Origin of the sequence: Marinospirillum sp., from assembly GCF_044810985.1 — a bacterium.
Taxonomy (GTDB): domain Bacteria; phylum Pseudomonadota; class Gammaproteobacteria; order Pseudomonadales; family Halomonadaceae; genus Marinospirillum.
In genome coordinates, this window is record NZ_CP085242.1 from 2,517,846 (window position 1) to 2,532,000 (window position 14,155).

The following is a 14,155-nucleotide window of genomic DNA, read 5'->3' on the forward strand; positions in this document are numbered from 1 at the left end:
AAAAAATTGGTCATTTTTTTGTCTACTGCCCTTGAATCCCTCTTGGTTCTACCCCATCTTGAAGTTAATTCCATTGATTTGTTCTAAGAGGTTTTCTTCATGCGTATCGATCGCCTGACCAGTAAAATGCAAACCGCCTTTGCCGATGCCCAGTCCATGGCGGTCGGTCAAAGCCATAATGAAATTGCCCCCGCCCACCTTTTGCTGGCTCTGTTGGACCAACAGGGCAGCTCTCTCAAGCCCCTGATCAAGCAGGCGGGCAGTGATCCCGGCAAAATCCGCAATGAACTCAACCGGGTTCTGGAAAGCCTGCCGACCATGAGTCAGCATGATGGCAATGTTCAGGGTTCCCAGTCTCTGGGCCGGCTTTTGAATCTGGCGGACAGGGATTCCCAACAACGTGGCGACCAGTATATTTCCAGTGAGCTGGTCTTGCTGGCTGCCCTGGAGCTGGGTGATGAAACAGCCAAGTCGCTGGAAAAGGCAGGCCTGAACAAAAAGCGCCTGGAAGCCGCCATTGAGCAGCTCAGGGGTGGTGAAGCCGTGGAAGATCCCAATGCTGAAGAAAGCCGTCAGGCGCTGGAGAAATTCACTATTGATCTGACGGCCCGTGCTCTGGATGGCAAGCTGGATCCGGTGATCGGTCGCGATGATGAAATTCGCCGCACCATTCAGGTTCTTCAGCGTCGTACCAAAAACAACCCCGTTTTGATTGGTGAGCCGGGTGTGGGTAAAACCGCCATCGTCGAGGGCTTGGCCCAGCGTATCGTCAATGGTGAAGTCCCCGAAGGCCTGAAAGACAAGCGGGTTCTATCGTTGGATATGGGCTCTTTGATCGCCGGTGCCAAATTCCGTGGTGAGTTTGAGGAACGCCTGAAAGGGGTCCTCAAAGAGCTGTCCAAGGAAGAAGGCCGGGTCATTCTGTTTATTGATGAGCTGCACACCATGGTCGGCGCGGGTAAAGGCGAAGGCTCCATGGATGCTGGGAATATGTTGAAACCTGCGCTGGCGCGTGGCGAACTGCATTGTGTCGGTGCCACCACTCTGGATGAATATCGTCAGTACATTGAAAAGGATGCTGCTTTGGAGCGGCGCTTCCAGAAAGTCATGGTGATGGAGCCGACTGAAGAAGATGCCATTGCCATCCTGCGTGGCCTGAAAGAGCGTTATGAAGTTCACCACGGGGTGGAAATCACCGACAGTGCGGTGATTGCCGCAGCCAAGCTGTCCAACCGCTATATTTCTGATCGTCAGTTGCCGGATAAAGCCATCGACCTGATGGATGAAGCGGCCAGTCGCATCCGTATGGAAATTGATTCCAAGCCGGAAGAAATGGACAAGCTGGAGCGGCGCCTGATTCAACTGAAAATTGAAAGAGAAGCACTGAAAAAGGAAACCGATGCCGGTTCCAAGAAGCGCCTGGAACATTTGGAAGAGCAAATTGAAGACTTGGGTCGCCAGTTTGCTGACCTGGATGAAATCTGGAAAACCGAAAAATCCAGTCTGCACGGTGCCCAGCAACTGAAACAGCAGTTGGAGCAGGCCCGGATTGATCTGGAAGCAGCTCGCCGCAAGGGTGATCTGGGTCGTATGTCGGAAATCCAGTACGGGGTTATTCCCGACCTGGAGCGCAGCATGCAAATGGCGGATCAACTGGATACCGTTGAACACCAGCTGCTGCGCAACCGGGTGACCGATGAAGAGATTGCTGAAGTCGTGGCGCGCTGGACAGGTATTCCCGTCAGCAAAATGCTGGAATCGGAAAAAGAAAAGCTTCTGCGTATGGAAGAAGCCCTGCATGAAAGTGTGATTGGTCAGGATGAAGCCGTTGTGGCGGTGGCCAATGCAGTGCGGCGTTCACGCGCAGGTCTGTCCGACCCCAACCGTCCCAGTGGTTCTTTTCTCTTCCTCGGTCCGACCGGGGTGGGTAAAACCGAGCTGTGCAAATCCCTGGCTCGCTATCTATTTGATACCGAAGAGGCCATGGTGCGCATCGACATGAGTGAATTCATGGAGAAGCATTCCGTGGCGCGTTTGATCGGTGCACCTCCCGGCTACGTGGGCTATGAATCCGGTGGGTATCTGACTGAAGCCGTACGCCGTCGTCCTTATTCCGTACTGCTGCTGGATGAGGTGGAAAAAGCTCACCCGGATGTGTTCAACATCCTGTTGCAGGTGTTGGAAGATGGTCGCCTGACCGATGGTCAGGGCCGCACGGTGGACTTCAAGAACACTGTGATCGTGATGACCTCCAACCTGGGCTCGGACTTGATTCAGCGCATGAGCGGGCCGGAAGAATACGAGAGCATGAAAGCCCAGGTCATGGAAGTGGTGGGTGCTCACTTCCGCCCCGAAGTGATTAACCGGATTGATGAAGTGGTGGTCTTCCATCAACTGCGCAAGGATCAGATTCGCGGTATTGCTGCGATTCAACTGGATCGCTTGCGTGAGCGTCTGGCCGAGCGCGAGCTGAATCTCGAGCTCTCCGAAGACTTCATGCACAAGCTGGTCGAGCAGGGTTATGATCCGATCTATGGTGCGCGTCCCCTGAAACGGGCCGTACAGCGCATGCTGGAAAACCCCCTGGCTCAGGAAATTCTCGCCGGGAAATTCCTGCCGGGTCAGACCATTCTGGTCGAGAGCGCAGAAGATAAGACTGTCTTTTCGGCAAAAGCCTGAAAACTCTTCTGAAAAACAAGCCAAAGCCAGGGAAGGCTGCTTGACAAATCCTGCCTTTTATAAGAGTCTTGCCCCTTCCTGATAGCGGGCGTGGAAACCTTGGGGCGACCCCCCGATAGCCGCATAAGGACTTCCGACCTGTATATCCTCTGGTCAGGTTAAGCCCCATTTCGCATACTACCTATGCGACTAGAGTGCAGACCCCAACCGGGTCTCTTTTGCCCAGACACGGCAAGGCATCAGGTGCTGTCAGTTCACTGCACAGCAAATCCGGGCGGGTGTTCAATGAACGCCCGGATCTTAACCGGAGCAGCTCTTCAGCTTGCTTCTCGCACTCGAATCGTTTCTCAGGGGGTTCACGAAAGTGGAATTACTCTCAGGCGCAGACATGATCACCCGATTCCTGGCGGATGAGGGTGTTGAATATATGTATGGTTATCCCGGCGGTGCTGCGTTGCATATTTATGACGCCATTCACCGCCAGGACAAAGTTCATCACGTATTGGTTCGTCACGAACAGGCTGCCACCCATATGGCCGATGGCTATGCGCGTGCTACCGGCAAGCCTGGCGTGGTGCTGGTAACTTCCGGCCCCGGCGCGACCAATGCGGTCACCGGTATTGCCACGGCCTATATGGACTCCATTCCCATGGTGGTTCTGTGCGGTCAGGTGATGAGCCATCTGATCGGTGAAGATGCTTTCCAGGAAACCGATATTATTGGTGTCACCCGGCCGATCGTTAAACACAGTTTTTCCATCAAGCATCCGGCGGATATTCCTCTGGTGCTGAAAAAAGCTTTTCATATAGCGACCACCGGTCGCCCCGGCCCAGTGGTTGTGGATATCCCCAAGGATATGACCGCTCCCACGGAAAAATACGAGTACATCTACCCCAAAACGGTCAAGATGCGCTCTTACACCCCTGTGGGTCGCGGCCATACCGGCCAGATCCGCAAGGCTGTAGAGTTGATGCAAAAAGCCAAACGCCCGATTCTGTTCGGCGGTGGCGGACTGGTGCTGGGCGAAAGCACCGAGCTCTTCCAGCAACTGGCCAAGCAGCTGAATTTCCCGGTCACCACTTCCCTGATGGGGATCGGTGCTTACCCCCAGACGGATAAGCAGTCACTGGGCTGGCTGGGTATGCACGGCAGCTTTGAGGCCAATCAGGCAATGCACGCCAGTGATCTGGTGGTTTGTATTGGTGCTCGTTTTGATGATCGGGCCACCAACAATACGGCGAAATTCTGCCCCACAGCCAAGATCGTGCATGTGGATGTAGATCCTTCTTCCATCGGCAAAACCATTCGTGTGGATGTGCCGATTGTGGGTACGGCCAAAAGTGTACTGGAAGACATGCTGGGTATGCTGAAGGAAAACAAGGCAGAGCAACCGGATCTGAGTGATTGGTGGAAGCAAATTGATGACTGGCGGAGCAGCCGTACTGGTCGCTTGTATGAACAGGCCGCCGAGGGTGAAGTCATGAAGCCTCAGCAGGTGGTTGAAGCCGTCTGGAAGGCAACCCAAGGCAAGGCCTATGTGGTGACGGATGTCGGCCAGCACCAGATGTTTGCGGCCCAGTACTACAAGTTTGACAAGCCCAACCACTGGATCACTTCCGGCGGCCTGGGCACCATGGGCTTTGGTTTGCCTGCTGCCATGGGTGTCAAGCTGAACAAGCCCAAGGAAGAGGTGGTGCTGATCACCGGGGAAGGCAGTTTCCAGATGATGATGCAGGAGCTTTCGACCTGCAGTCAGTATGGTATTCCAGTGAAGATCATCAACCTCAACAACCAGTCACTGGGTATGGTTCGTCAGTGGCAGGACTTGAACTATTCGGCCCGTCATGCCCAGTCTTATGTTCAGTCTTTGCCGGACTTCCAGAAGCTGGTCGAGTCCTATGATCATGTCGCCATGAAGGTGGATACGGCTGATGAGTTGGATGCGGCCCTGGAAAAGGCCTTTGCCCTGAAAGACAAGCTGGTGTTTGTGGATGTTTATGTTGATCCCAGCGAGCACGTTTATCCGATGCAGGTGCCTCAGGGTTCCATGCGCGACATGCTGCTTTCTAAAACGGAGAGGACTTGATCATGCGACACATCATCTCAGTTCTGATGGAGAACGAGGCCGGTGCCCTGTCGCGGGTGGTGGGTCTTTTCTCCCAGCGTAACTTCAACATTGAAACCTTGAACGTGGCTCCAACCGATGATCCCACGCTTTCACGCCTGACGGTAACCACCGTGGGTGATGACCGGGTGATCGAACAGATCACCAAGCAGCTCAACAAGCTGATCGATGTGGTCAAGCTGGTGGATCTCACCGAAGGTCAGCATATCGAGCGGGAAATGATGTTGGCCAAGGTGAAGGCTGTAGGTGCTCAGCGGGCAGAAGTGAAGCGCACCACGGAAATTTTCCGTGGGCAGATCATTGATGTCACTCCCAGCATCTACACCATTCAGTTGGCCGGTGATGCGGACAAGCTGGATGCCTTTATCAATGCCCTGGGCAGCAACACTCTTCTGGAAGTCGTGCGTACAGGCGTTTCCGGTATTGCTCGTGGCGAAAAGGTCCTGAGCTTGTAGGTTTCAGTTCCTGCTTTAGAAAACCCTGTCAGCCGGATCGCTGTTCAGGGTTTTTTTAGGTCTGGATCTGTGACCAGAAAGCCTGAATCAGCGGGCTGCGCAGTTTTCTTTCCAGCACACAAACCCCGACATCATAAGCTGCCAGGTGCGGAGTGACTGCCAGCATCTTGACCCGGTTGGCCAAGGGGCTGTTGTCCAGCACGATTCTGGGCACAACGCCCACCCCCAGACCCAGACTGACCATGCTGACGATGGCTTCATTGCCACTGACCTGTGCATAAATGTTGGGTTTGATGGCTTTCTGACGAAACCAGGCATCCAGTCTTTCTCTAGCCAGACCTCTTTCCGACAGAATCATGGGAACCTGCGACCAATCGGCCTGATCCGGTTCAGGTTCCAGTAAAGGGTTGATCAGGGGGTCGTCAACGGGGGCGATAAACACCAGTGGAGAAAGGCCGATGGAGCGAAAGGCCAGTCCCGGTGGCAGGGTATCGGGGCGTGCGGCAATCGCCAGATCTTCTTCGCCTTTCAGTACCTGGCTGACCGCTGCTGCGGGATCGCCGGTGTGCAGCTTGATCCCGATCTTGGGGTGATGGCTGCGAAACTGGCGCAAAAGGTCGTATAAAAAACTGTAGCTGGCGGTCACTGAGCAATAAACACTGATTTCACCCTGTAGCTCCTGAGCTTCACATAACAGTGTATTACGCAGACTGTCCCACTGACTCAAGGTATCCCGGGCATAATCCTGGAAGATGCGCCCTTCGGCGGTTAACTCAACATGACGGTTATCCCGATTGAAAAGGCTGACTCCCAGAGTTTCCTCCAACTGTTTGATGCTGCGACTCAGGGCCGAGGGGCTGAGATGACAAAGATCACTGGCTTTGCCAAAGTGCAGGGTTTCCGAAAGGGTCAGAAATTGTTTGAGAAGTCGGGTATCCATGATGGCTCGCGTTGTGTTTTATGCATTACTTTGTTGCGAATATAGCATTTTACGCAACAAAGGGAATGCATTAATCTGCTGCCACTGAATGAACGAACACCTCAACGATTAGCAAAATGGAGAAATTTCTCATGGCAATGACTGTTTATTACGATAAAGATTGTGACCTGTCGATCATCAAGGGCAAAAAAGTGGCCATCATCGGCTATGGCTCTCAGGGCCATGCTCATGCCTGTAACCTGAAAGATTCCGGCGTGGATGTCACTGTGGGTCTGCGTGCCGGTTCTTCCTCGCGTGCCAAGGCAGAAGCCCATGGCCTGAAAGTGGCCGATGTTGCCGATGCTGTTGCCGCTGCGGATCTGGTGATGATCCTGACTCCTGATGAATTCCAGGGTCAGCTTTACCAGGAAGAAATTGAACCGAACATCAAGCAAGGTGCAACTCTGGCTTTTGCTCATGGGTTTGCGATTCACTACAATCAGGTTGTACCGCGTAAAGATCTAGACGTGATCATGATCGCGCCTAAAGCTCCCGGTCACACCGTACGTTCTGAATTCGTGCGTGGCGGCGGTATTCCTGACCTGATCGCTATGTTCCAGGATGTATCCGGAAAAGCCAAAGAAGTGGCTCTGTCCTATGCGTCCGGTGTTGGTGGCGGTCGTTCCGGCATCATCGAAACCACTTTCAAGGATGAAACAGAAACGGATCTCTTCGGTGAGCAGGCCGTTCTGTGTGGTGGCGCGGTTGAGCTGGTCAAGGCTGGTTTTGAAACCCTGACCGAAGCTGGCTATGCCCCTGAGATGGCCTATTTTGAGTGTCTGCATGAGCTGAAGCTGATTGTTGACCTGATGTACGAAGGCGGCATTGCCAACATGAACTACTCCATCTCCAACAATGCTGAGTATGGTGAGTATGTGACTGGCCCTAAAGTCATCAATGAGCAGTCTCGCCAGGCCATGCGTGAAGCCCTGAAGAATATTCAGGATGGTGAGTATGCCAAGATGTTTATCCAGGAAGGTGCTGCCAACTATCCTTCCATGACTGCACGCCGTCGCAATAACGCTGCTCACGAAATTGAAGTAGTGGGCGAAAAGCTGCGCGGCATGATGCCCTGGATTGGTGCCAACAAGCTGGTTGATAAAGAAAAGAACTGATATCAACGGATGTTGGTTTGACCGAAAAGCGCAGCCCAGGCTGCGCTTTTTTCGTTAGAGGGGCTAAATTTAGCAGGATGCGCCAGAGGGTGTAGAATACACGCAGTGAAATCATTTTTGCCCTTGAAAAGGTAGGCCAGATGTCAACTGATGACCAAAAACCGGATTCGGAAAATCCCGAAGCCAGCCAGAAATCTCGTGATACAGAGCGGGATGATGAATTTACCAGCCGAGCCCACAGGATGGTGGGTGATGTTATAGAAGAAGTGGTGGAAGAAGGCGAGGTGGATGGCAAGAAGGTCAAGCACCGGGGTATTTACTTATTGCCCAACCTCTTCACTACAGCAGCACTTTTTTCAGGTTTTTACGCCATAGTGGCTGGCATGAATGGTGACTTTGGCCATGCTGCCGTTGCCATTTTTGTAGCCATGGTGCTGGATGGGCTGGATGGTCGTGTGGCGCGCATGACCAACACCGAAAGTGCTTTCGGGGCGGAGTATGACAGCCTGGCGGACATGGTGTCCTTCGGTGTTGCACCTGCCCTGGTGGCTTTCATCTGGATGCTGCAGGATCTGGGACAATTTGGCTGGATCGCAGCTTTTGTTTATGTGGCCGGGGCCGCCCTCAGGCTGGCGCGCTTTAATGTGCAGTCAGGTTCAGTTGACAAGAAATGGTTTGTTGGCCTGCCCAGCCCTTCGGCTGCCGCCATCATGGCCGGTTTGGTATGGGTGCTGCATGATTTTGAATTCGAAGCCCTCGGAGGGCAGGTGCTGGTCGCAATGGTGATAGCCTCACTGGGGTTGCTTATGGTCAGCAATGTGCGCTACTACAGCTTCAAGGATATTGACTTGAAAAGCCGCGTTCCCTTTATGGTGCTGCTCGCTTTGGTTCTGGCGCTGGCTATTATTTCCATTGAACCCCCAATCATCTTGCTAACCCTGTTTCTTGGGTATGGGATTTCCGGGCCACTGCGTGCAGTGTTCAGAAAAAGAGCCTTGGCCAGCAAAAGTGGCAAATAAACAAAAGTTGTAATTTTTTTCCATTAGGACTTGCATCTATCATTTTAGTCCCTATAATACGCCTCTCTTGTCGGACAGGGCTTGTTGAGCCGGGTTGGGCAAGAGGTTTAAGTCTTTGTTTTCAGGTTGTTTTTTTAAGAGATTCTGAAAAATAAAGCTTGACATTGAGGCGCGACTTGATAGAATGTGCGCCTCTTGATTGGAAGGGCTTTTAGCCGCTTTTAATCAACGCTCTTTAAGAATGAAGCATCAGGTACATTCATGTGGGCGCTTGCGGGATGGTTTGTGGCGCTGCTCTTTCTTTGGAAAGGGTGGTTCAGTCAACAAAACATCAAGGCAAGCGACTCGTCGAGATTCAAGTTAATTCTTGAACTCAATTATTCGTTTGAACCTTGAGCCAAGTTTGATTCACTCAATGAATCGATGATTTTAAACTGAAGAGTTTGATCATGGCTCAGATTGAACGCTGGCGGCAGGCCTAACACATGCAAGTCGAGCGGAAACGATGGGAGCTTGCTCCCAGGCGTCGAGCGGCGGACGGGTGAGTAATGCATGGGAATCTGCCCGATAGTGGGGGATAACCTTTCGAAAGGAAGGCTAATACCGCGTACGTCCTACGGGAGAAAGTGGGGTTTCGGCCTCACGCTATCGGATGAGCCCATGTCGGATTAGCTAGTTGGTGAAGTAAAGGTTCACCAAGGCGACGATCCGTAGCTGGTCTGAGAGGATGATCAGCCACACCGGAACTGAGACACGGTCCGGACTCCTACGGGAGGCAGCAGTGGGGAATATTGGACAATGGGGGCAACCCTGATCCAGCCATGCCGCGTGTGTGAAGAAGGCCTTCGGGTTGTAAAGCACTTTCAGTGGGGAGGAAAGGTTTGCGGTTAATACCCGTAAGCTGTGACGTCACCCACAGAAGAAGCACCGGCAAACTCCGTGCCAGCAGCCGCGGTAATACGGAGGGTGCGAGCGTTAATCGGAATTACTGGGCGTAAAGCGCGCGTAGGCGGTTTGTTAAGCCAGATGTGAAAGCCCTGGGCTCAACCTAGGAACGGCATCTGGAACTGGCAAGCTAGAGTACAGTAGAGGAAGGTAGAATTCCACGTGTAGCGGTGAAATGCGTAGATATGTGGAGGAATACCAGTGGCGAAGGCGGCCTTCTGGACTGATACTGACGCTGAGGTGCGAAAGCGTGGGGAGCAAACAGGATTAGATACCCTGGTAGTCCACGCCGTAAACGATGTCAACTAGCCGTTGGGAGCCTTGAGTTCTTAGTGGCGCAGCTAACGCACTAAGTTGACCGCCTGGGGAGTACGGCCGCAAGGTTAAAACTCAAATGAATTGACGGGGGCCCGCACAAGCGGTGGAGCATGTGGTTTAATTCGATGCAACGCGAAGAACCTTACCTACTCTTGACATCCAGAGAACTTTCCAGAGATGGATTGGTGCCTTCGGGAACTCTGTGACAGGTGCTGCATGGCTGTCGTCAGCTCGTGTTGTGAAATGTTGGGTTAAGTCCCGTAACGAGCGCAACCCCTATCCTTATTTGCCAGCGAGTTAAGTCGGGAACTCTAAGGAGACTGCCGGTGACAAACCGGAGGAAGGTGGGGACGACGTCAAGTCATCATGGCCCTTACGAGTAGGGCTACACACGTGCTACAATGGCCGGTACAACAGGTTGCTAACCCGCGAGGGGGAGCCAATCCGCAAAAGCCGGTCGTAGTCCGGATTGGAGTCTGCAACTCGACTCCATGAAGTCGGAATCGCTAGTAATCGCGGATCAGAATGCCGCGGTGAATACGTTCCCGGGCCTTGTACACACCGCCCGTCACACCATGGGAGTTGATTGCACCAGAAGTAGCTAGCTTAACCTTCGGGAGGGCGGTTACCACGGTGTGGTTAATGACTGGGGTGAAGTCGTAACAAGGTAGCCGTAGGGGAACCTGCGGCTGGATCACCTCCTTAACGACGGCCCAAACCTCCCGTAAGTGCTCACATGAATGGACCTGATGCAAAAGATGCTGCAAAACGACCGGGTCTGTAGCTCAGCTGGTTAGAGCGCACCCCTGATAAGGGTGAGGTCGGCAGTTCAAGTCTGCCCAGACCCACCAAATTTGCTCCTGAACTTCGTTATTTTGTGACTCGCCTAACAATAAGTAGGCTTCGCCACAAAATGCCTCGCTCAGAATCAAATTATTAATTGGTTGTGTTAAAAGAAAAAAGTTTTTAACGCAGGGATTTTTGACAGTGGCAAGGCGTGAGACAAATGAGTGAAGGAGTCTACATCAGGTAGATGACTGAACGAATGAGGATCAGCAACACAGCCACGGGCAAAAATAACCAGTTAAAATGGGGCTATAGCTCAGCTGGGAGAGCGCCTGCCTTGCACGCAGGAGGTCAGCGGTTCGATCCCGCTTAGCTCCACCAAACAGCATCTTGTTGATTCATTCTTAAATTTTTCCTAGTGAACACTATTGAGCCTTTTTGATTGCACCTTGCTGAACAAGCCAAGGTCGATTTAGAACGCTGAATTCTGTCCATCAGGACACGCTCTTTAACAATGCAAGATTCAAGTTTTAAAAGTCAAAGCGATACGTTTGTTGCTGCTCACTGAGGCAGCAATAGACATCAGTCTCAAGCGTATCCGGCGAAAAATCGTTGAACAGTTATTTGATAAGCCCCAAAAGGATTAGCTCCTTTTTAGGAAAACTTCTTGGGGTTATATGGTCAAGTGACGAAGCGCATACGGTGGATGCCTTGGCAGTCAGAGGCGATGAAAGACGTGGAAGCCTGCGATAAGGTTCGGGGAGTCGGCAAACAGACTGTGATCCGGACATTTCTGAATGGGGAAACCCACCCAGTGTAAGCTGGGTATCCAGTACTGAATACATAGGTGCTGGAGGCAAACCGGGAGAACTGAAACATCTAAGTACCCCGAGGAAAAGAAATCAACCGAGATTCCCTGAGTAGCGGCGAGCGAAAGGGGAGCAGCCCTTAAGTTGAATTTGTGTTAGCGGAAGGCTCTGGAAAGTGCCGCCATAGCGGGTGATAGCCCCGTACGCGAAAATGCATTTTCAGTGAAAACGAGTAGGACGGGACACGAGAAATCCTGTCTGAAGATGGGGGGACCATCCTCCAAGGCTAAATACTCCTGACTGACCGATAGTGAACCAGTACCGTGAGGGAAAGGCGAAAAGAACCCCTGTTAGGGGAGTGAAATAGATCCTGAAACCGTATGCGTACAAGCAGTCGGAGCCCACTTGTTGGGTGACGGCGTACCTTTTGTATAATGGGTCAGCGACTTATTCTCAGTGGCGAGGTTAACCGTATAGGGGAGCCGTAGGGAAACCGAGTCTTAATAGGGCGCGCAGTCGCTGGGAATAGACCCGAAACCGGGCGATCTACCCATGGGCAGGTTGAAGGTTGAGTAACATCAACTGGAGGACCGAACCGTAATCTGTTGAAAAAGATTCGGATGACCTGTGGGTCGGAGTGAAAGGCTAATCAAGCCCGGAGATAGCTGGTTCTCCTCGAAAGCTATTTAGGTAGCGCCTCGTGTATCACCACCGGAGGTAGAGCACTGTTTGGACTAGGGGGTCATCCCGACTTACCAACTCCATGCAAACTCCGAATACCGGTGAGTGTGAGCACGGGAGACACACGGCGGGTGCTAACGTCCGTCGTGAAAAGGGAAACAACCCAGACCGCCAGCTAAGGCCCCAAAATCCTGGTTAAGTGGGAAACGATGTGGGAAGGCAAAAACAGCTAGGAGGTTGGCTTAGAAGCAGCCACCCTTTAAAGAAAGCGTAATAGCTCACTAGTCGAGTCGGCCCGCGCGGAAGATGTAACGGGGCTCAAACCAGGTGCCGAAGCTGCGGATTTGCGTGCATCACTTAAGACTATTGGCTTGGCGAAGCGAAGCGACGCCCAAGCGCCTCCGAACGTTGAGTCGGGAGTGCGGGAAAGAGCAAAGAGTTGAACAGTGGTTTTAAGGATGCACGCAAGTGGTAGAGGAGCGTTGTGTAAGCCGTCGAAGGTGGATTGAGAAGTCTGCTGGAGGTATCACAAGTGCGAATGCTGACATGAGTAACGATAAGGGGAGTGAAAAACTCCCCCGCCGGAAGACCAAGGTTTCCTATCCCATGCTAATCAGGGTAGGGTGAGTCGGCCCCTAAGGCGAGGCCGAAAGGCGTAGTCGATGGGAAGCAGGTTAATATTCCTGCACTTGTTGTGATTGCGATGGGAGGACGGAGAAGGCTAGGCGAGCCAGGCGTTGGTAGTCCTGGTGAAAGCAAGTAGGCGGTACCCTTAGGCAAATCCGGGGGTGCAACGCCGAGATGCGAGAGGAAGAGGACCTTCGGGGAATCGAACTCGTTGATGCCACGCTTCCAAGAAAAGTCTCTAAGCTTCAGATCACAACAAACCGTACCCCAAACCGACACAGGTGGTCAGGTCGAGAAGACCCAGGCGCTTGAGAGAACTCGGGTGAAGGAACTAGGCAAAATGGTGCCGTAACTTCGGGAGAAGGCACGCCGACACTAGGTGACGTTTACACAAACCGAGCCGAAGTCGGTCGAAGATACCAGGCCCCTGCAACTGTTTATTAAAAACACAGCACTCTGCAAACACGTAAGTGGACGTATAGGGTGTGACGCCTGCCCGGTGCCGGAAGGTTAATTGATGGGGTTAGCGCAAGCGAAGCTCTTGATCGAAGCCCCGGTAAACGGCGGCCGTAACTATAACGGTCCTAAGGTAGCGAAATTCCTTGTCGGGTAAGTTCCGACCTGCACGAATGGCGTAATGATGGGGGCGCTGTCTCCACCCGAGACTCAGTGAAATTGAAATCGCAGTGAAGATGCTGTGTATCCGCGGCTAGACGGAAAGACCCCGTGAACCTTTACTATAGCTTCACACTGGACTTTGATATTGCTTGTGTAGGATAGCTGGGAGGCTTTGAAATGCAGACGCCAGTTTGCATGGAGCCAACCTTGAAATACCAGCCTGGCAATCTTGAGGTTCTAACCTAGGTCCATTATCTGGATCAGGGACCGTGTGTGGTGGGTAGTTTGACTGGGGCGGTCTCCTCCCAAAGAGTAACGGAGGAGCACAAAGGTACCCTCAGGCTGGTCGGAAATCAGCCAATGAGTGCAAGAGCATAAGGGTGCTTGACTGCGAGACAGACACGTCGAGCAGGTACGAAAGTAGGTTCTAGTGATCCGGTGGTTCTGTATGGAAGGGCCATCGCTCAACGGATAAAAGGTACTCCGGGGATAACAGGCTGATACCGCCCAAGAGTTCACATCGACGGCGGTGTTTGGCACCTCGATGTCGGCTCATCACATCCTGGGGCTGAATTCGGTCCCAAGGGTATGGCTGTTCGCCATTTAAAGTGGTACGCGAGCTGGGTTTAGAACGTCGTGAGACAGTTCGGTCCCTATCTGCCGTGGACGTTGGAGACTTGAGAAGAGCTGCTCCTAGTACGAGAGGACCGGAGTGGACGAACCTCTGGTGTTCGGGTTGTCATGCCAATGGCATTGCCCGGTAGCTATGTTCGGACGGGATAACCGCTGAAGGCATCTAAGCGGGAAGCCCCCTTCAAGATAAGGTCTCCCTGAGGACTTGATCCTCCTAAAGGGCCCTTGAAGACCACAAGGTTGATAGGTCGGATGTGGAAGCGCAGCAATGCGTTGAGCTAACCGATACTAATGACCCGTGAGGCTTGACCATATAACACCCAAGCGGTTTTATAGATCAAGACTGAGCAATGATGATTTGACGGA

The 14,155-nt window shown here is 52.7% G+C and carries 6 protein-coding genes, 2 tRNA genes and 2 rRNA genes; 9 read left to right on the plus strand and 1 reads right to left on the minus strand.

Features of this window, described 5'->3' with window-relative positions; genetic code table 11:
- Window positions 1-99 precede the first annotated feature (99 nt).
- The 3 genes from clpB to ilvN all read left to right on the plus strand — a co-directional run bounded on the left by clpB (window position 100) and on the right by ilvN (window position 5,259).
- Window positions 100-2,679, plus strand: a complete 2,580-nt coding sequence (gene clpB / locus LG323_RS11880; protein WP_404416436.1) for an ATP-dependent chaperone ClpB — start codon at window positions 100-102, stop codon at window positions 2,677-2,679.
- A 364-nt stretch (window positions 2,680-3,043) separates the two neighbouring features.
- Window positions 3,044-4,765 (plus strand): acetolactate synthase 3 large subunit, encoded by a 1,722-nt coding sequence (locus LG323_RS11885; protein WP_404416439.1) that lies wholly within the window; start codon window positions 3,044-3,046, stop codon window positions 4,763-4,765.
- A 2-nt stretch (window positions 4,766-4,767) separates the two neighbouring features.
- Window positions 4,768-5,259 carry an acetolactate synthase small subunit gene (gene ilvN / locus LG323_RS11890; protein WP_310697733.1) on the plus strand — a complete coding sequence of 164 codons (492 nt, stop codon included), beginning with the start codon at window positions 4,768-4,770 and terminating at the stop codon, window positions 5,257-5,259.
- Window positions 5,260-5,314: 55 nt separating this feature from the next.
- On the opposite strand, the gene ilvY is transcribed toward ilvN, so the two are convergent.
- Window positions 5,315-6,199, minus strand: a complete 885-nt coding sequence (ilvY, locus tag LG323_RS11895; RefSeq protein ID WP_404416443.1) for an HTH-type transcriptional activator IlvY — start codon at window positions 6,197-6,199, stop codon at window positions 5,315-5,317.
- 137 nt (window positions 6,200-6,336) lie between these two features.
- Here ilvY and ilvC point away from each other — a divergent pair, with 137 nt between their 5' ends.
- The 6 genes from ilvC to LG323_RS11925 all read left to right on the plus strand — a co-directional run bounded on the left by ilvC (window position 6,337) and on the right by LG323_RS11925 (window position 14,102).
- Entirely contained in the window at window positions 6,337-7,353 is a 1,017-nt protein-coding gene (gene ilvC / locus LG323_RS11900) for a ketol-acid reductoisomerase (RefSeq protein WP_404420138.1), read from the plus strand.
- 140 nt (window positions 7,354-7,493) lie between these two features.
- Window positions 7,494-8,372: a CDP-diacylglycerol--serine O-phosphatidyltransferase gene (gene pssA / locus LG323_RS11905; RefSeq protein WP_404416446.1), complete on the plus strand. Its 879-nt coding sequence runs from the start codon at window positions 7,494-7,496 to the stop codon at window positions 8,370-8,372.
- 431 nt (window positions 8,373-8,803) lie between these two features.
- Window positions 8,804-10,340 (plus strand): 16S ribosomal RNA (locus tag LG323_RS11910).
- A gap of 69 nt (window positions 10,341-10,409) precedes the next feature.
- Window positions 10,410-10,486, plus strand: a tRNA-Ile gene (locus LG323_RS11915).
- A gap of 240 nt (window positions 10,487-10,726) precedes the next feature.
- A tRNA-Ala gene (locus LG323_RS11920) sits at window positions 10,727-10,802 on the plus strand.
- 298 nt (window positions 10,803-11,100) lie between these two features.
- Window positions 11,101-14,102: ribosomal RNA gene (locus LG323_RS11925) — 23S ribosomal RNA — on the plus strand.
- The 16S and 23S rRNA genes sit together here with 2 tRNA genes alongside, the layout of an rRNA operon.
- The last annotated feature ends 53 nt before the right edge of the window (window positions 14,103-14,155 follow it).